Below are 17,872 nucleotides of genomic sequence, written 5' to 3' on the forward strand. Positions count from 1 at the left end.
TAATCAAACACACACAAACCAGATAAACTGAAGTGGATTTTCAGGAAGAGACCCATCCTGAAAAAAGACACTGACAAAAGAGTTTTCTCACAAGATCGACAACTTTTCACAGATTCAAAATCTTCTTTTTCAATTTTTACGTTTTAAAAAATAACATTTTGAAAATAAAAAAATGCTTAATTTTAATCAAAAAAATAAACAAAGATTTCTGATTTTATCAGAAATCTTTGTTTATAATGCATTTCCTCTAAGCTAGTGGCGAATAGGTTTTTAGTTTGTCGGTCAAACTCATTGAGCTTTTGTATTTGCTTGTGGAGCTTGTCAATGTCTTGTTGCATACTATCAGCCATCTTAATAAAGGTCCGTTGGGCATTTTGTAAGAGTTCATAAATTCCTGGAATCGGCTGACTATGGGCTAATGTGGCGACTGCCCTAGCAGAATCGTGCAATAATTGTTGGTTGGCTTTCATGATTTTTATTTTCAATTTGAGTTTGTCTTCATCTAAAAAACCTTCACTGGCAATAAACGCATCCGCAGCGCTGTATTTGGCCAAATCACTTTGGACATTATCAACGGCGGCAGTCATTCGATGAATCGTCGGAATCACTAATTCTGAAAATAGCCCTTTTCCCGCATTATAGGCAGCACCAGACAATGTATGACCGTCGATGGCTGCGATTAGTTGTTGACAACCAGCTGTTAATTCACTGGTGGTCGTTCGTGCGACAGATAGATTACTAGCCAGAGCACTCATTAATTCTGATGAGTCTGCACTAGAATAGATTAATCCCATGATAACGCGCTCCTTTCTCTTTGGAGCTGTAGTCGTTCTTCATTCGATTGTGCGGTTGCTTTTGTGTATCTTTGACTTAATTCATGTGTCTGTTGTTGTAAAAAGCCCTTTAAATAGCGTTGTTTTCCAGAGAGTTCCTCTTGCTCCCAACACGTCGACTTACCGCCTTTATGAATCACTTCTGCGTTGAGTTGCTCAAGTTCGCGGAAATTTCTGGTTAGTTCATACTCTAGTGTACCAAAAATGGTTTGGATTTGCTTCTTTTCCTTCGACAATTGATCCATCGCCCGTTCTTTTTCGACAATCTGTTCCGCATAGTTCCTTCTTAATTTTTCATTCGTATCCTTTTCCATCGTTTCTCCTTATTTGAACGTTGTTTGGCTATCTCTAGCCGCTATCGTTGCCGCTAACTTGGGGAATTTATTGGCTTGTGCGTTGACACCATTGACTACTTTTGCTAATTGATTGAGCAGTTGATTACTGACTTTAACCCCTTTTTTCATACTTGAAATATTGCTTTCTCCTAAACGACATGTTTGATTTTTATTCACAGATACACTCTTGATCCCGGCAATTGCCTTTTGGGCAGTGCCTTGATTGGATGCGATTTTTACCATATTTCCTCATCACTCCTTTTCATTTTTTTACCCACATCAAACTAAATCAATTATAAATAAAATGATAACTAAAATCAAAATATTTTTCACTAACAATAAATTTAATAAGATTTAAAATTATATTTTAAAAAACAAATAAATGTTATATAAACAAAAAACTTAACTAAACAGCCTTCTAAAGATAAACGAAATCTAAAAAAAAAAAAAATAATATAATTTTTTTATATAAAAATAAAAAAGTAAAAATAATCACCTTTTGATTATTTTCACTTTTTTAACTTTTCTCTACTACAATTTCTTTAACAAAATAAAATCCGTCTGTTCATCGTCTCCCATAAAAAACGAATGTTGACTATAATAGCGGTAGCCAATCGTTTTATAAAATGCCCGCGCCGCATCATTGTGTTCCCAGACACCTAGCCACAGTGCGTTTTTACCAAATTCACGAGCTTTCTCTTCCGCCAGTTCTAACAATTGTGTCCCCAGCTTCTTTCCTTTAAACGCAGGCAAAATATACAATCGCTCAACCTCGAGCTTTTCTGGCCCCATCGGTTCCGTTTGTGCCGTCTCACGATTTAATTTCATGTAGCCAGCTAATTGATTATCGACAAAGATAAAATAAAAGTCAGAGTGGGGATTAGCCAATTCCTTTTGTAATTTTTCTAAATTGTAGGCTTCTACTAAATAGGCTTGCATATTTTCTGGGGTATTATATGGTCCGAAAGTATCTGTATAAGTTTCAATGCTGATTTCTTGTAACGCTGGTGCATCTTCTATTGTTAATTGTTTTATTTCTCCCATCAATCAGTCGTCCTTTCCTTAATAATTTCGAGTGTTCCCTTTTTTGACAAATTCCCAATCTTCGCTGACATTTTTACGCATCCGGACTAAGTAATCTGCCAATTGTGAAATTTCCACTTCTGACAAGCCTTGCAAAGCAACTTGATTCGAGTGTTGATTTTCGCGCACAATGATTGGATAAACGTTTTTCCCTTTTTCTGTGGCATAAATCCGCTTAATTTTTTTGTTGCTTGCATCTTCTTGACGATAAATAAAGCCTTGTTCTTCCAAACGCTTAATCGCCCGCGCCGCTGTGGTTCGATCAACTTTAATCAGTTCGGCGATCTTTTCTTGAATAATTCCAGGATTTTCACAGACCCTGACCAAATAAAGATATTGTCCTCGTGTTAAAGATAATTCCTTAAATTCGATATTACTGATTGAATCTAAGGCCCGCGCAATCATGCCAATTTCTCTTAAAATATCTGTCACTAGGACACTTCCTTTCGCTAATATTTTATGATTGTCATTACTTTAACTTATTTTTGTTGCAAATGCAACAAAAATAAGTATAAAAACTACAGATTTAAACAATTTGAGCATTCGTGAAAATAAAATAATTATTTCTTTTGTTATATTAACAAGTAAGATAAAATTAGTTATAGCGTCTATAGGAGGAATAGTATGAAAAAATTATTTTGTGTTATTTTAGTTATTTTTTTAACAGGTTGTAGTTCTCAAAAAGCGAATGAACCTAAAAAACAAGAAAATTCTACCAATCATACAACATCAATGAAAAGCAGTGCTAATCATTACAGTTCTAGCACAGAAACAAGCTCTAATAATAAACTAAAAGAAACTTCAGAAAGTGCCAGTACCACTCAAGCTTCGGCAAAGTCTAAAAATGAAGTATCCACAAATGTCGAAGAAGCAAATTCTTTAGAAGCAACACCTTATGCTGTCGATCTTAGTAGTTTAAACAATCCACTCGTATTTAATTTTAAAGGAATGAATGTGCCAACTTCAATTACGTTAGAGAACTTAAATTCAACACCAACTGCTACCTTCCGAACTAAATTGTTTGGGGCTGAAAATGGTCAAGTGAAAGAAGCCATTAATAAATATGAGCTATCGATAAATACAATTCCTACAAAAGAGATTAGAATATTTTCAGCGGCCGATAACAGTATTCGCACCGTTAAAGTAAATACAGAGTTAATTTTAGGAACTAATATTTCTTCAAACGATGAACAAAATAGATCGGGCACTTTATACTTATTCAACAATAAAAATGGTTCGATATCTTTAATCACTCCTAACTACGCAGGCAATGTTACGGATGATCAAAAAGACGTTATGCTAGAAGTAATTCAATAAATAACCAAAAAAAAATAATAAAGAGAAAACTTCATACTTAGAAGTTTTCTCTTTATTATTTTTTAGGAACTCCTCTAGAAACTCGTTTTAGCCCCCACTTATTTTTCTTATTTCTTCACCCATTAAGCTCGCGATAGAAAATAGAACATTTCATTTGAAAATGAATTATGGTTCTGCAACATGCACCGTTTGTAAAAATTCTGCGACTGAGAAATGGTATTCTTTCTCTTGATTTCCTTGAATGGTTCGAATCATTTTTTCAACTTCTGGTTGCAGAGCGGCAAATTGAACTTGTTGTCCACGACCTTCTGCTGCGAGACAAAATTCTTCTAAAATATCTAACGCCGTGCTATCAATGCTAGGAACTCCTCGCATTGAAAATACTACACCACTTTTTGTTTCCAATTGCAGTAACGTTTGTTTCAATCGTTCAGAAGACATGAAAAATAACGGACCACTCAAATAAACCACCACCCAATTTTCTGTACAATCGGTCGGTACTAGCCCCATTCTTGACCAATCGACTTCCTCAACATTAATCGTAATCACGGCACTTTTCGCAATGAAAAACAGGCAACCCGCTAAGACCCCTAAAACAATCGCTAAACTCAAGTCAAAAATAACGGTCGCTACCATCGTTAAAAAGAATAAACATAAGGCTGTGTGGAAACGTTTCTGGAAGAATTCTTTAATCACCGACCATTCATTCATTCGCCACGCTGTCACCACTAAAACACCAGCTAACGCAGGCATGGGAATTTTAGACATGACTGGCGATAAAAGCAACATCGATAACAATAAAAAGACTGCATGAAAAATACCCGCTAAACGTGTTTGCGCACCAGATTTAATCACTACGCTCGTGCGGGCAATCGCTGCCGTCGCAGGCACGCCACCGAAAAATGGCAAAATTAAGTTGCCAATTCCTTGTGCCACTAGTTCCTGATTACTGTCTAATGGCTTCCCTGTCATGCGACCAGCCGAAGCGCCACAAAGCAAACTTTCAATCATACCTAACATAGCAATGCTAATCGAAGGCACCAAAATATCCTGAAACGCACTTAATTGAAGCGAACCAAGTTCCAAACGTGTATCACTAAAAATACTTGTCGGAATTTTCCCTACAGTGGCCACTGGCAGTTGAAAAACCACTGTTGCTAACGTAGCTAAAATAATCATCACCAATGAAGCTGGTATCATCGCATTCCACTTTTTCGGAAAGAACACTAATCCAAGCACCACTAAAATCGACATAACCGTCGTTGGTATACTTAAATCAAAGCCCAATGAACGATAACTGCTGATTTTCTCAATTAAATTGTGGCCTTCTGAACGAACCCCAAAGAAATTATCAAGCTGCCCCAACGCAATAATAATAGCAATTCCTGAAGTAAACCCGGTAATGACCGGTGACGGAATAAAAGAAGTCAAGCTCCCTAAACGCAAAATCCCTGCCAAAAGCAAGAAAATTCCCGCCAAAAAGGTGGCCAACAAAATCCCTTGCATGCCATGCACTGCCGCAATTGACATTAAAATAGCTGCCATCGCACCTGTTGGTCCTGAAATTTGATAAAACCCACCTGAAAGGCTCCCAATCACAATTCCAGCGATAATCGCCGTGATCATGCCAGCTGCTGCAGTGGCGCCGCTAGAGACCCCAAACGCTAACGCTAACGGCAACGCGACGGCTGCGACAGTCAAACCTGCCAAGAAATCTTTTTTCAATTTTTTTTGATTATACCCTTTAAATTCATCCCTTATCATTTGTGTGTACTTTTTAAACATTCGCATCCTCTTTTCATGAAATTTCCATTCTAAAGATATCATATTTTCGGAAAGATAATAAGGTGTTTTGTGAAGGAAATCGCTAAAAAATTTTTTTCACCTCATTTAGACAAAATTGTCTAATATTTTAAGAATTTAGCCACCGCTGTTTCCTAGAGTATGATATGCTTAACTAGTAAACAGGCTTCACAAACTTACATTAATTGGGGGAAACTATTATGTGTACAGGCATCAAGATTATTTCCAAAACAAATGATATTTTTTATGGACGTACGATGGATTTTACGTTTGACTTTTTTGGCAACGAAGATCCAATTGCACCAAAAATCCCTACTCTAATTGCTCAATTTCCAAAAGGTACAGTTCTAAACAGCCAACTAAATCCTTGGACGGCAAAATATGCCTTTATGGGACTAGCAATGTCAGGCACAGATCAACCAGCGAACGATGGTAAAACCGTCAGCCTTGCTATCACAGATGGTATCAACGAAGCCGGCTTATCTGGTGATATTCAATATTTAATGGAATCTTCAACAGCACCTGCTGAAAGTTTAGCAGATCGTGGTTTAACACCTCATATTGCAGAAGAAGTTCTCGCTTATATTTTGAGTAATTTTGAAAGCGTTGACGAAGTAAAAGTAGCTTTTGAAAAAATCGGCCTGTTAGATCAAAAATTCCAACTTGATTCATTGGGGGAAGTTCATTTTACCTTACACTGGACCATTAATGATAAAAATAATAATAGTATCGTTTTGCAACCAACAGATAACGGAGCGTTCGTCATTTATGATTCGCTTGGCGTAGTCACAAACAGCCCAGAATACAATTATCATTTAACCAATGCACGAAACTATATCGGGATGCGCAACTATGCTATTAAGGAACCTTACACTTTAAAATCAGGCGCAACACTTGACCCAATTGAAGGTGGGACTTCTTACGGACTATTAGGAATCCCAGGAGACTTCACTTCGCCGTCACGCTTCATTCGTGCGTTATACTATTCTGACAATCTCCAAGAATTTGATAGCTCTGAAGGGATTATGCAACTCTATCGCGCCTTCCAAACAGTGATGATTCCTCGGGGGATTGGCCATTTAGGTCAAAGTAATTCTCTGTCTGATTTCACACATTATTGGTCAGGATATGATGTGACTAATCTAACCATGTATGTCCAACCAGAAAGTACTACCTCATTTACAAAATACACTTTGGATCCAGCTTTAACAGAAGTTACTACTTTTGCTGTTTCTAACGAGCTACTACTAACAGATTTAAATCAATAAAAACACAAACAACGTCTCTGACCAGGTAATTGGTCAGAGACGTTGTTTCGTTCATTTTTCAGATAATGCGTTATACAACGGCGCTAATTCTTGAAGCGCCTGACAACTTTTTTCTTCAATCGTTTCAAGCTTTCCCGTCGCGAACCACAACTTACCAATCTGAAATGAGCGATTGCCTATCCGCTCTTCTAGAATTTTCCGTTGTTTTTCATCTGCTAAATAATCTTTTAAAGGCAAATGGTCCACTAGTTCATGCTCTTCCTGCGGCCAAATATAATAGCCTTCGCAGTCGATGGTTTGACTCCAAGCTTCTAAACGATTAAGCAATTGATTGTAAGCGACGACTGAGCCTGTCCGCTCCTCACTTTTGTAATGTTGAAACATCAAATATACTTGAAATTGCTTTTTATTTAATAACAACGCCAGACAAGCATTTTCCGCTTGGCGTTGCTCACTGCGATACGCAGCCCAGAAATGACTGCGTAAATTCCAGCCGTTGGTCCAGCTTTCGATTTTCGGCTTAGTGATGCCGAGTTCAGCTGGTAAACCTTGAGCGATTGCGAGGTTTAAGGCTTTCCACTTTTCCCAATGTTGCTTGTAGGTTTGCTTTAAGGCATCGATTTCTGCTGATGTTTGTTGCTCTTTGAGTTGTTTAAATGTGAAGATTTCTCGGTTGAATAGATTGAAGTCTTGATGAGACAAATTCATGTGATTCTTCCTCCATCATCGTAATTCATCCTCCAACGGTACTAAATATTCATCTAACGTTTGACGCCAAGCACGCTTCATTTGTTGCGGGTATTTAAATGGTTTTGCTTCTGGGTGCGTTGCTTTATATGACTCGAAGTCTTTGCTGCTGATAATGTCCCCCATGTTTGGGATTGGGTTCATACCAATCATATATTGAATAGCGGATGAATGAAGTTGATCTTCTGAAACAAACCATTCTTGCGCAAATTGTGCAATCACTTGATTTCTAGTTCCTGTGAAGTAGCGTCTTTTCAAAACAAATACATCTTCTTTTTGATCTACTTTTTCATTATCCATTGCATTTAAAATTTCCCGATACACTTCTTTAACACATTCCGTTTTATTCAATTTTTGCAAAGCCTTTTCAATTTCTTCACGAACGCCTTGGCTATTTGCAGAATAATTTCCTAATAATTGATCAATATAAGAAGAGTCAATGTCGTACATTTTGGCATGATTATCGCTGTAAAATTCAATCTCCGAAAAATCTTTATCTGTCCCAGGTTCTACTTCTACTAAAGAGCCTTTGATTGTTTCGTATGTTCCTATCTGTTCTTCAATCAAATGGACTTGCTCAGCTAAAGCTGGTGATTTTTCCATTTCATCATTATATTCATCATAGGTCACTAATGCTTCATAGCTATTACTTAACGCTTGAAATGATTGAACATAATCAATTCGCACATCAATCGGCTGGTTCTCATCTATCTCTTCTGGATTAAATTCTTGCATTTTACGAAAGGCTTTTTTAAATCGTTGTTTTGATTCTTTATAGGTTGGATAGATTAGTCCAGATTCTTCTTTTGCTTCTGAATAAAGACGAGTCGCATTTGCGACATTTTGTTCCATTGTGTGAGGTTTTCGGAAAGTAACCACTAAGCCTTTTGTTTTATCAGGATAGGTGCGATTAGTTCTTGAAAATGCTTGAATCAAATTGGCGTATTCTAAATTACGATCGACAAATAACGTTTGAATCGTAGGTGCATCAAAACCTGTTAACAGCCGATCAACCACAATAACCAAATCAACATGACGGCCAAATTCTTTAAACTCTGCTTTTTTACGAGCTAAGCGATTGTTGATGTCTCCGTTATAGCGCTCAATGTCTTGTAAGGTCCATGAAGTACCATAGTACGCATTATATTCGGCCATAATTTTTGCTAACTCGTCTTGCTGTGCGCTACTATTCTCAGCGTTTTCTTCTAATGAATAAGTAATGGCAATTCGCGGAAAATCAGGGTCTTCCATCGTTCTCCCTTGACGAATCTGATGCTTAGGAAATTCTTTTTCTAACCAATTTTCTTTCGCTGTCATTTTTTTAATGGCATGATAATAACGTTTCGCCATATCAATTGAACTTGTTGTTAAAATTGCTGATTTTCGAGGGCGACCATTCCCAAAATCAAATTTAGTATAAGCATTATTGGGGCGGAACATTTTATGAATGACTTCTTGAATATGCTTATCATTTTCATAAATAGAACGATCCAACATTTTCTCTTTTTGAATGTTGTCCATTGCTTCTACTTCATTCGCTAACTCTTCTGGCGTGTATTCTGCATATTTGGTTTCGTTAGACAAACCATCATAGATTTTTTTATACAACGACTCGCTATCAATCGTATCTTCATGTTCCACTTGAAAGCCCAAAACAGCTTTATCTTCTAACGCATTTTTGATTGTATACGTATGTAGAACTTCTCCATATTGGTCGTGTGTCGTTCTGGCTAGTTGTCCTTGCGCTTGCTTTTTATTTTCTTCAAAAATTGGTGTTCCTGTAAAGCCAAACCAAGTGGATCTAGGAAATACTTTTTTAACATCCATCATATTTTCCGCACTAACTGCTCGGTGGCATTCATCAACAATAAAAACAATATGTTGCCCCATTAATTTTTGAAAACGATTTGTGCCCTTCTGCTCTTCTTGTTTTCGTGCATATTTCAAAGCAGCATCCAGCTTTTGACGCGTCGTCACAATGACTACGTTAGAGTTCGCATCAGCAAACAATGTTTTACTCAATTCTTTGGCACTGCCTGTCCCGACAATCAGACTATTAGCTTTACCATCACCTGATGAAATCCCTGTGTTAAACTCCGAAGCAAATTTAGTAAACTCACTAGTTGTCTGATTATCTAAATCTTTTCGGTCCAAAAGCATAATCGTCCGATCAATCCCTGGTTTACGCGCTAATAATTTAGTAGAAACGAAACTGGTTAATGTTTTTCCAGAACCTGTAGCATGCCAAATATAGCCGGAGGTGTGCTTACTAGCGGCAACATATAAGGCTTCAATCGCATGAATTTGATAAGGATGTAAAACCATTAATACTTTGTTGTCTTGTTCTTCACTAACAATCGTATAATCGGCAATTAAGCGATGGGCATCTGGTATATTTAGCACTTGGCGACAGAACTCATAAAGATTTTCAACTTTTTTATTGTCTTTTGTTCGCCAACTAAATAAGAATTTTTTATGCATAAATTGTGGTAGCGCATTCGCAAAATAGCGAGTGGTTTGTTCATTGGAAACAACAAATAATTGCAAAGTTGAAAAAATATTATTACGAAACATACCTTCCTCGGCATACTTTTTAATTTGATTAAATGCTTGAAATACACCATCTTTCGCTGTCACTTGTTTCAATTCGACTTGGACAATAGGCAACCCATTAATTAATAATGTCACATCAAACCGACTATCATGCTTTGCAGAATTAGTATTCTTTTTTGCAATTTGATTCACGACTTCATAACTAGAAATTCCCCCACCAATATCACGATTCGAATATAAAATCAAGCTCATTGTTCCTAGAGAAGCATCTTCTCGTTCGATGGTAATTTTCGCAATACCATTTTCCCCTTTTAGCCATTTCGCTGCTTCAAAAGGCGTGCGTGTTCGTTCTAATAATCCTGTTTTGATGCGTTCAAATTCTTGGTCTGTTAAAGGGTGTTCCCCAATTGCGGCTAAATTATTTTGAATGATTTTTTCACGTAAATTACGCCATAAATCTTGTTCCGATTTTAAATCTGCTCGATACGTCCACTGATTACGATCTTCCCCAAGAATCGCAATTAACTTGTTTTCCACTGTTGCTTCATCGTTGACACTTAGCTTCATAACCTGACCCTCACATTGTTTTATTTAATTAAATTATATCATTTTGATAAATTTATAACTATATTTTGGTGAAAAAACTTATGATGACACATGGGAACTGTGTAAGTTTGAAAAGCTAACAGATTTTTTCTCGGGATTAACCTATTCACCTGATAATGTTCAAAAAGATGGAACTTTTGTTTTACGCTCATCAAACGTCAAAGATAATGCGATAGTTTCAGCTGATAACGTTTATGTTAGAAACGAGGTAGCAAACTCTGAACATGTGCAAGTTGGCGATGTAATTGTTGTTGTCCGAAATGGATCACGTTCTCTTATTGGAAAACACGCTCCTATCAATCGTGAAATGCCGAATACAGTCATTGGAGCGTTCATGACCGGTCTTCGTTCTCCATCACCAAAATTTTTGAAGGCATTACTTGATACACAACAATTCAACGTGGAAATTCATAAAAATCTTGGGGCGACAATAAACCAAATCACAACTGGTGAATTTAAGAGGATGCACTTCACAGTGCCAACCGATGAAGACGAAAAAGAAAAGATTGGTAGTCTTTTCCGGCAACTCGATGACATCATCGCTCTTCATCAGCGTAAGCTTGATCAGTTGAAAGAGTTGAAGAAAGCGTATTTGCAAGTAATGTTTCCTGCAAAAGATGAACGAGTACCGAAGTTACGTTTTGCTGATTTTGAAGGAGAATGGGAACAGTGTAAGTTGGAAGATTTAGCAAACAAATATAATAATTTGCGTATACCAATAACAGCATCTAAACGTATTTATGGAAATACACCCTACTATGGAGCTAACGGAATTCAAGATTTTGTTGAGGGATACACACATGATGGAGAGTTCATTTTAGTAGCAGAAGATGGAGCTAGCAATTTAAAGGATTATCCGGTTCAATACGTCAATGGTAAAGTTTGGGTTAATAATCATGCACATGTTCTCCAAGCAAAAAGGTCTAAAGCTGATAACAAATTTTTAATGAATGCAATAAAAAGTATCAATATAGAGCCTTTTTTAGTTGGTGGAGGACGTTCAAAATTAAATTCTGAAGTTATGATGAATTTGGAAATCAATACTCCTTCAAAAGATGAACAGCTTAAGATTAGTACACTCTGTAAACAATTAGATGATATCACAGCACTTTACCAAAACAAGCTTAACCAACTAAAGAACTTAAAAAAATCCTACCTCCAAAATATGTTCATATAAAACTGAATATTTACACACTTTCCTACCTCCGAGATAATAAAAAAGATGATTCGTTCATCAACAATTATCAAGGAGGTTTTATTTTGGTTAAGAGAAAGAGAACAGAGCAGTTATTTCATGAGTATTTTAGTGAATGGGTGGAGCTATACAAGGTAGGAGCGATTCGGGATATTTCGTTGCAAAAATATTATATTGCGGAACAACGGCTTGCTGAGTTGGCACCTGGTTTAAAAGTAAAACATTTGGATCGGCAACGGTATCAGCAGTTATTAAATGACTATGCGTTAACCCACGAACGGCAGACAACTATGGATTTTCATCATCAATTAAAAGGAGCAATTTTAGATGCAGTCGATGAAGGACTTATTTCAAAAAATCCAACACGAAAAATTGTCATTAAAGGAAAAGCACCACGTCCTAAAAAATCAAAATTTTTAAACCAATTTGAAGTTCAAGCTCTTTTGAAAGAATTAGAGTTAGGTGAGCAACTAAACTGGGATTGGTTTATTTTATTGGTAGTTAAAACGGGCCTACGCTTTTCCGAAGCATTGGCACTAACGCCAAAAGATTTTGATTTTTCTAAACAAAAAATAACTATTGAAAAAACATGGAATTATAAGAACCCCACTGGTTTTTTCCAATCAACAAAAAATGAATCTTCTAAACGCAAAGTACAAATTGACTGGCAAACAGCAATGCAATTTTCTCAATTGATAAGAAATATGCCACCAATGGAACCAATTTTTGTGAAAGGACGTGTCTTTAATTCTACGATTAATAGTCGCTTAAAAGTCTTATGTAAACGTGCGCAGATTCCAGTGATTACTGTCCATAGTTTGCGTCATACACATGCCTCGCTGTTATTATTTGCTGGTGTTTCAATTGCCAGCGTGGCGACTCGATTAGGCCATTCTAGTATGACAACTACGCAAGAAACTTATCTGCATATTATTCAGGAACTAGAGAATCAGGATAATGATAAAATTATGCGCCATTTGTCGATGTTGATGTAGAAAGAAGCGCTCCAAATTTCGGAGTGCTTCTTTCGTTATAAGTTAAGTAAAGATTTTGCATTTACACGATCATACAATTCGATTAACAATTCTTTATTGTCTTTCATTTGCGAATAAACAACTTTTAGCCATTCTCTTTTAAACTCGTAATCATTAATAATATCTCGAATCAGATCAGCTTTAAATGAAAAATAAGGCTGTAAAGTCCCATGTTTTTCCGAAATCAGAGTATGTAATAAGGTATGTTCTAATAAATTGCAATAGACTAAGCGGTCTGGTAATTGTTCTTCCCATGGCGCAGTTAAAGCATATTTTATATCCGATAAATTAGGATACTTATCTTCACCAACATGATGAACTTCCAAACCTTCCATTGACCGAGTAATTTTAGAATTTTTTGATTTACAAGTTGGAGTCCTGAAATAAGAACCTGGAACTGGACCATACTTATTATTTAAGTACGTGACAAGTTCAGGATAGTTCATTTTCACAAGTTTTTGATATTCTTCTTGCAAGCTATTTGCCAATGATAGTCCTCCTTTCTTTCTCATAACAAGGATACTCCTTTCGATGACATTGTACAACTTTGAACAATCGTTTGTGTAAACAATCCCAGTTACTGCTACATGTAGAAGTAACTGGGATTGAATTAGATGAACATGTTTTGGAGGTAAGATGTTTTCAAGTCCTTTAATTGCTCTAATTTATTTTGATGAAGAGCGATAGTGTCGTCTAATTTCCTAAAAAAATCTGAAATTAGATTTTCTTCTGCAGATTCACATACAAAAACTTCAAAGCTTTTCATTTCAGAAGCTAATATATGTTTGATTGTATTACCTGTAGTTATCATGTCCAGCTTTCTTTTTGATGTATCAGTTAAAAACTGATAATTGAGAAAGTATGGATTGGTCTCTCTTTTTCGTTCTTGGAACATAATTAATGCATGAGCAGCTGTATTATTCAATTCTTTTGGTATGACAGCAGTATGGCCTACATGTCCTGATTGAACCATGACTATATCTTCAGTTTCTAACCATTTATCCTTTTGTTTCTCATAAAATTCATCATTGATAAAAACTTTAGTATTTTGATTGATATTTCCATCTTTAATATTATTAGATTCAAGATAAAAATTTCCTTCTTTTACATAGTACGGAGTTGCAGTTCCAACGAATGCGTTTCTAATTTTTTTATAAATAGTATTCAACTTACACAGTTCCCATTCTTCCTCAAAATCAGCAAAACGAACCTTAGGTACTCGTTCATCTTTTGCAGGAAACATTACTTGCAAATACGCTTTCTTCAACTCTTTCAACTGATCAAGCTTACGCTGATGAAGAGCGATGGTATCGTCGAGTTTTTTGAATAAGTAACTGATTTTATTCTGTTCCTCAATTTTCGGAACCAGTAGCTCTAAACTATTCAAAATAGTTTGACTAACATTAAAACGGGTACTACCACCTGCTTTTCTTTCTATTTGTTTTCTGTTGATAGAATTCAATGTAAGTTCAACGAAATGTGAATTAAATTCATTTGTTTTCTTTCCTCGAATCGAAAACCCGCTATATAAAGCATATTCTTCTTCTAAATATGCTTTAGCCCACCCTACTTCTTCTGGAACTTCAGATGACCTCACAAAGACTAGATCTCCATACTCAACTTTATTTTTTGATTCAATTTCTTCATTAACTTGAACAGAATTACGTATATATTCATACTTTACAGGATGCTCATCGAGGATATCCATTACACTGATCATCTTACGTCCTTTGCCATAATTCTCTTTCGGGGCATTGATACCATTTGAAAATGACATCAGGCTAGATAACTTACACAGTTCCCAATCTTCCTGAAACCCGCGGAAACGGAGCCGAGGGACCTTTTTCATCTCGTCCCTCATCCTCCAAACACCTCTTTCGTAGCATCAATCAGTGCTTGAGTTTCCTCCGTTACCACCAGATCATCAAGCATAGCTAATAACTCAGCTTCTACTTTTTTTATTTCCTGGTTTGTGGATTTGATTTCATTATTTAATGCCACCAAATCCACAGGCGGTTCCTCCTCGAATGTATCCACGTAGCGTGGGATATTCAAGTTATAATCATTTTCAACAATTTCTTCAAAAGTCGCCACATGCGCATATTTTTCTACATCTTGACGTTCAATATAAGTTGAAACAATTTTATCAATATGTTCGGGTGCTAATTTATTTTGGTTTTTCCCTTTTGTAAATTCTTTACTTGCATCAATAAATAAAACATCTCGATTGTCACGATTTTTCTTAAGAATAATAACCGTAGTCGGGATTGATGTACCAAAGAATAAGTTGGCAGGCATGCCAATAACTGCGTAAATACTACCATCTTCTAATAATTTTTTACGAATAACACCTTCGGCAGCACCACGGAAAAGAACCCCATGCGGCAAGACAATCGCCATAGTTCCTGAATCTTTTAAATGATAATAACCATGCAGTAAAAAGGCGAAATCTGCTTTCGATTTCGGTGCTAATTTGCCATAACGGTTAAAGCGTGAATCATCTAAAAATGAGGCATCCGCCGACCATTTTGCCGAGTATGGTGGGTTCATAACTACAGAATCAAAGGTATATGGCTCATCTGTTGGCCAATCTTTATTGAGCGTATCTCCGTTCCGTAAGTTCATATCTTCCGCTTCCACACCATGCAAAATTAGGTTCATTTTTGCAAGATTGAAGGTAGTCGTATTCAGCTCTTGTCCATGATACTTGACACTTTTTGGATAATTCAAGTAGTTACGGACATTCAGCATCAACGAGCCGGAGCCCATTGTCGGGTCAAAAACACTAAACAACTTTTTATCTTCTTGACCTAATGCCACAATCCGCGCCATCATATCCGAAACTTGATGCGGAGTGTAAAATTCTCCTGCTTTTTTTCCAGCTTCAGACGCAAATTGCGAAATTAGGAACTCATACGCATCACCAATCACATCGCCTTCATGAGCCGTGACATCAATATCATTTAATTTTTTTAATACTTCCGTAATTGTTACATTTCGTTGTTGGTCATCGGAACCTAATTTTTTCGATTGTAAATCAACATCATCAAATAAGCCATTAAATTGTTTATAATTTGAAGATAAATAAACAAAGGCTTTTTTCAAGTCATCTAATTGGAAAACATTTTGTTTTGCCTGTTCTGCTAAACTGCTAAATAAATAATCTGGCTCAATATCATAACTTAATGTATCGACTAAGGTGTCAATTAAGTCTTGACGAGAGTCCTCATCTTCTAGCAATTCTTTATATAGCTCTGTTTGTTTTGTTGGCGTATCATATTCTTCTAGTGACTCATCTGCTAAAGTCACTACTGTTTGTAATAATTTATCAGATAAATATTTATAAAAGATTAATCCTAATAAGTAGTTCTTGTACTCAGACGCATCCATTTTACTTCTAAGATTGTCTGCAGCGCTGAATAACCGTTGATTTAATTCTGCTCCCAAGATATTATCCTCTTTTCTAATTGTCTGAATTTTCTGTGAAGATTGATTTCCAAAGATAGAAATTTTGAACTTACACAGTACCTCAGTGTAAGTGTAATGAATTAACTCAATAAATGTCAATCCCTTTTCACACTTCTCCCCTTTTTTGATTGACCAATCCCCTTTTTATCCGTATTCTTAAGCAAAAGGAGGTTTTGCCATGTACTCCATGTTAAAACGTGTGATAACGGAAAAAGATTTGCTTCGGCAAATTCGTTTGTTGGAACAGTTGTTAAATGTTCCCCAGCTGACAGCCAAGCGTTTAGCTGCGCAAATCCAAACGACAGAGCGAACCGTTTTTTCGGATTTACAGTATATTCGCAGTCAATTACCCGCCGACTGGTCCATTGAAACCGATAGCAGTGGTATTCGGTTACGTAATCAGGGGAATGCGCAAACCAATGAGCTTTGGTCATTATTTTTACCTCAATCCATTAGTATTCAGCTATTAAAAGAGCTACTATTTACGAAAGAGTTAGTAACAACTTCTTTTTTGAGCACTAGTGGTGTTTCTTATGAAACTTTGAAGCGACATATCAAAAAAATGAATCAGGCCTTACGTGATTTTCATTTAACGATTCAACTAACCACGACGACCATTCAGCTAATCGGGGCAGAAAGTAATATTCGGATTTTTTATCATCGTTTGTTGGTGCCTTTTACTCATAATAATTATTTTTTTGACGATTATTCTATTCATGAGGAGCATTATTTTCAATTTTTGAAACAAGTTTACAGTAGTGAGTTGACGGTGGAAACGGAAGAAATTTTTGGTGCTTGTTGGTTTTTCATTAACACGATTCGCAACAAAGCCAATTGCCGAGTGAGTCAATTTTCTTTTGACTCAAAAGATGTCTTGTTTCAACTTTATCAACCGTCCTTGGCAAAGCTTTATGCTTCTGAAGGCATCTATTTGCAAGGGGAAGAAAGTTTTTTCGCCTTCTTTTGTTTCTTAGAAAGCTGGAATTACGATAATGTCTATGGCGAAACGTTGGCTTCTGCGCTCCACACTCATTACAGTCAGCTGCGAAAGTCGTTACAACAGTTTGTCACTAATTTGTCCACTGAAGAAGCCCGGCCTGATTTAATCCAAACAAATTTATTGGATAATCTGTTATTGTTATTCATTAAATATACCGAGTCCCCAACACTTTCTGAGCAATTTCAATTGGAATATCAAGAATTAATGACCGAACAAGCCGCAGAGGACCTTGCGTTATCAAAGAGCAACCAAGAACTTTTGGAGATTTTATCTCGCTACACCACGATTGAAGAACCGACTTATTTTCTTAGTTTGGCTTCTTTGTTAGAAAAACAAGCCAGTTATTCCATTCAGGCGCAAACGATGACTGCCTATTTCCTCTTTCAAGGGGAACCTGCTTGGAAAGCTTTTTTACAACAAGAATTAGCTGCTTATTTAGGTACTCGTGTGAAATTACAAGCTATTGAATATGTGGAACTAAGCCAGTTGACGTTAAATGAAGCCGACATAATTATTTCCAATTTCCCCTTGGATCATCTTGATTTTCCTGTCTTTTATCTCTCTTTAATTCCAACAAAAAATGAACTCCGCCGACTAGCAGAGCTCACTCTTCATTCTTATTTTTAAAGG

Annotated in this window: 16 protein-coding genes; 5 read left to right on the forward strand and 11 right to left on the reverse strand. The window is 36.4% G+C overall.

Going from position 1 to position 17,872, the window contains the following annotated elements; all coding sequences use genetic code 11:
- Window positions 1-182 precede the first annotated feature (182 nt).
- The 5 genes from IGK54_RS11600 to sylA form a co-directional block, all read right to left on the reverse strand.
- Window positions 183-794 (reverse strand): T7SS effector LXG polymorphic toxin, encoded by a 612-nt coding sequence (locus IGK54_RS11600; RefSeq protein WP_430603018.1) that lies wholly within the window; start codon window positions 792-794, stop codon window positions 183-185.
- Entirely contained in the window at window positions 785-1,147 is a 363-nt protein-coding gene (locus IGK54_RS11605; RefSeq protein ID WP_142957048.1) for a hypothetical protein, read from the reverse strand. Before IGK54_RS11605 ends, IGK54_RS11600 begins: the two co-directional genes overlap by 10 nt.
- Window positions 1,148-1,156: 9 nt before the next feature.
- Window positions 1,157-1,411 (reverse strand): hypothetical protein, encoded by a 255-nt coding sequence (locus IGK54_RS11610; RefSeq protein WP_142957049.1) that lies wholly within the window; start codon window positions 1,409-1,411, stop codon window positions 1,157-1,159.
- 288 nt (window positions 1,412-1,699) lie between these two features.
- The gene (locus IGK54_RS11615; RefSeq protein ID WP_185938057.1) at window positions 1,700-2,212 is read right to left on the reverse strand and encodes a GNAT family N-acetyltransferase; all 513 of its coding nucleotides are present in this window, start codon (window positions 2,210-2,212) and stop codon (window positions 1,700-1,702) included.
- An 18-nt stretch (window positions 2,213-2,230) separates the two neighbouring features.
- Window positions 2,231-2,683 carry a transcriptional regulator SylA gene (gene sylA, locus IGK54_RS11620; RefSeq protein WP_002359121.1) on the reverse strand — a complete coding sequence of 151 codons (453 nt, stop codon included), beginning with the start codon at window positions 2,681-2,683 and terminating at the stop codon, window positions 2,231-2,233.
- A 192-nt stretch (window positions 2,684-2,875) separates the two neighbouring features.
- Between sylA and IGK54_RS11625 the strand changes: the two genes are divergently transcribed.
- Entirely contained in the window at window positions 2,876-3,568 is a 693-nt protein-coding gene (locus IGK54_RS11625) for a hypothetical protein (protein WP_002370054.1), read from the forward strand.
- A 165-nt stretch (window positions 3,569-3,733) separates the two neighbouring features.
- Here IGK54_RS11625 and IGK54_RS11630 read toward each other — a convergent pair whose 3' ends face one another.
- Window positions 3,734-5,395 carry a SulP family inorganic anion transporter gene (locus tag IGK54_RS11630; protein ID WP_033596895.1) on the reverse strand — a complete coding sequence of 554 codons (1,662 nt, stop codon included), beginning with the start codon at window positions 5,393-5,395 and terminating at the stop codon, window positions 3,734-3,736.
- A gap of 176 nt (window positions 5,396-5,571) precedes the next feature.
- Between IGK54_RS11630 and IGK54_RS11635 the strand changes: the two genes are divergently transcribed.
- Window positions 5,572-6,639, forward strand: a complete 1,068-nt coding sequence (locus IGK54_RS11635) for a choloylglycine hydrolase family protein (protein ID WP_142957052.1) — start codon at window positions 5,572-5,574, stop codon at window positions 6,637-6,639.
- Window positions 6,640-6,690: 51 nt separating this feature from the next.
- Here IGK54_RS11635 and IGK54_RS11640 read toward each other — a convergent pair whose 3' ends face one another.
- Window positions 6,691-7,347 (reverse strand): glucose-6-phosphate 1-dehydrogenase family protein, encoded by a 657-nt coding sequence (locus IGK54_RS11640; protein WP_104866573.1) that lies wholly within the window; start codon window positions 7,345-7,347, stop codon window positions 6,691-6,693.
- A 15-nt stretch (window positions 7,348-7,362) separates the two neighbouring features.
- The gene (locus IGK54_RS11645; protein ID WP_430603022.1) at window positions 7,363-10,506 is read right to left on the reverse strand and encodes a type I restriction endonuclease subunit R; all 3,144 of its coding nucleotides are present in this window, start codon (window positions 10,504-10,506) and stop codon (window positions 7,363-7,365) included.
- Between the two features lie 97 nt (window positions 10,507-10,603).
- Between IGK54_RS11645 and IGK54_RS11650 the strand changes: the two genes are divergently transcribed.
- Both IGK54_RS11650 and IGK54_RS11655 read left to right on the forward strand, forming a co-directional pair.
- A complete protein-coding gene (locus IGK54_RS11650; protein ID WP_430603372.1) occupies window positions 10,604-11,722 on the forward strand; it encodes a restriction endonuclease subunit S in 1,119 nt (372 codons plus the stop codon).
- 83 nt (window positions 11,723-11,805) lie between these two features.
- Entirely contained in the window at window positions 11,806-12,735 is a 930-nt protein-coding gene (locus tag IGK54_RS11655; RefSeq protein WP_128437953.1) for a site-specific integrase, read from the forward strand.
- Between the two features lie 35 nt (window positions 12,736-12,770).
- On the opposite strand, the gene IGK54_RS11660 is transcribed toward IGK54_RS11655, so the two are convergent.
- The 3 genes from IGK54_RS11660 to IGK54_RS11670 all read right to left on the reverse strand — a co-directional run bounded on the left by IGK54_RS11660 (window position 12,771) and on the right by IGK54_RS11670 (window position 16,221).
- Entirely contained in the window at window positions 12,771-13,286 is a 516-nt protein-coding gene (locus IGK54_RS11660; protein WP_016616414.1) for a hypothetical protein, read from the reverse strand.
- A 98-nt stretch (window positions 13,287-13,384) separates the two neighbouring features.
- On the reverse strand, window positions 13,385-14,635 hold the full coding sequence (locus tag IGK54_RS11665; RefSeq protein ID WP_430603025.1) for a restriction endonuclease subunit S: 1,251 nt from the start codon (window positions 14,633-14,635) through the stop codon (window positions 13,385-13,387).
- A complete protein-coding gene (locus IGK54_RS11670) occupies window positions 14,632-16,221 on the reverse strand; it encodes a type I restriction-modification system subunit M (protein WP_002396645.1) in 1,590 nt (529 codons plus the stop codon). The genes IGK54_RS11665 and IGK54_RS11670 overlap by 4 nt, the downstream gene beginning before the upstream one ends.
- A gap of 208 nt (window positions 16,222-16,429) precedes the next feature.
- Here IGK54_RS11670 and IGK54_RS11675 point away from each other — a divergent pair, with 208 nt between their 5' ends.
- The gene (locus tag IGK54_RS11675) at window positions 16,430-17,869 is read left to right on the forward strand and encodes a helix-turn-helix domain-containing protein (protein WP_161796742.1); all 1,440 of its coding nucleotides are present in this window, start codon (window positions 16,430-16,432) and stop codon (window positions 17,867-17,869) included.
- Window positions 17,870-17,872: the final 3 nt, after the last annotated feature.

Source organism: Enterococcus sp. DIV2384 (assembly GCF_050534975.1).
Lineage (GTDB): Bacteria > Bacillota > Bacilli > Lactobacillales > Enterococcaceae > Enterococcus > Enterococcus faecalis.

Coding starts and splice junctions, on each gene's coding strand:
- IGK54_RS11675 (WP_161796742.1), top strand. CDS start 16,430: ATGTTAAAACGTGTGATAACGGAAAAAGATTTGCTTCGGCAAATTCGT.
- IGK54_RS11625 (WP_002370054.1), top strand. CDS start 2,876: ATGAAAAAATTATTTTGTGTTATTTTAGTTATTTTTTTAACAGGTTGT.
- IGK54_RS11640 (WP_104866573.1), bottom strand. CDS start 7,347: ATGAATTTGTCTCATCAAGACTTCAATCTATTCAACCGAGAAATCTTC.
- IGK54_RS11660 (WP_016616414.1), bottom strand. CDS start 13,286: ATGAGAAAGAAAGGAGGACTATCATTGGCAAATAGCTTGCAAGAAGAA.
- IGK54_RS11610 (WP_142957049.1), bottom strand. CDS start 1,411: ATGGTAAAAATCGCATCCAATCAAGGCACTGCCCAAAAGGCAATTGCC.
- IGK54_RS11605 (WP_142957048.1), bottom strand. CDS start 1,147: ATGGAAAAGGATACGAATGAAAAATTAAGAAGGAACTATGCGGAACAG.
- IGK54_RS11645 (WP_430603022.1), bottom strand. CDS start 10,506: ATGAAGCTAAGTGTCAACGATGAAGCAACAGTGGAAAACAAGTTAATT.
- IGK54_RS11615 (WP_185938057.1), bottom strand. CDS start 2,212: ATGGGAGAAATAAAACAATTAACAATAGAAGATGCACCAGCGTTACAA.
- IGK54_RS11635 (WP_142957052.1), top strand. CDS start 5,572: ATGTGTACAGGCATCAAGATTATTTCCAAAACAAATGATATTTTTTAT.
- IGK54_RS11665 (WP_430603025.1), bottom strand. CDS start 14,635: ATGAGGGACGAGATGAAAAAGGTCCCTCGGCTCCGTTTCCGCGGGTTT.
- IGK54_RS11600 (WP_430603018.1), bottom strand. CDS start 794: ATGGGATTAATCTATTCTAGTGCAGACTCATCAGAATTAATGAGTGCT.
- IGK54_RS11630 (WP_033596895.1), bottom strand. CDS start 5,395: ATGATATCTTTAGAATGGAAATTTCATGAAAAGAGGATGCGAATGTTT.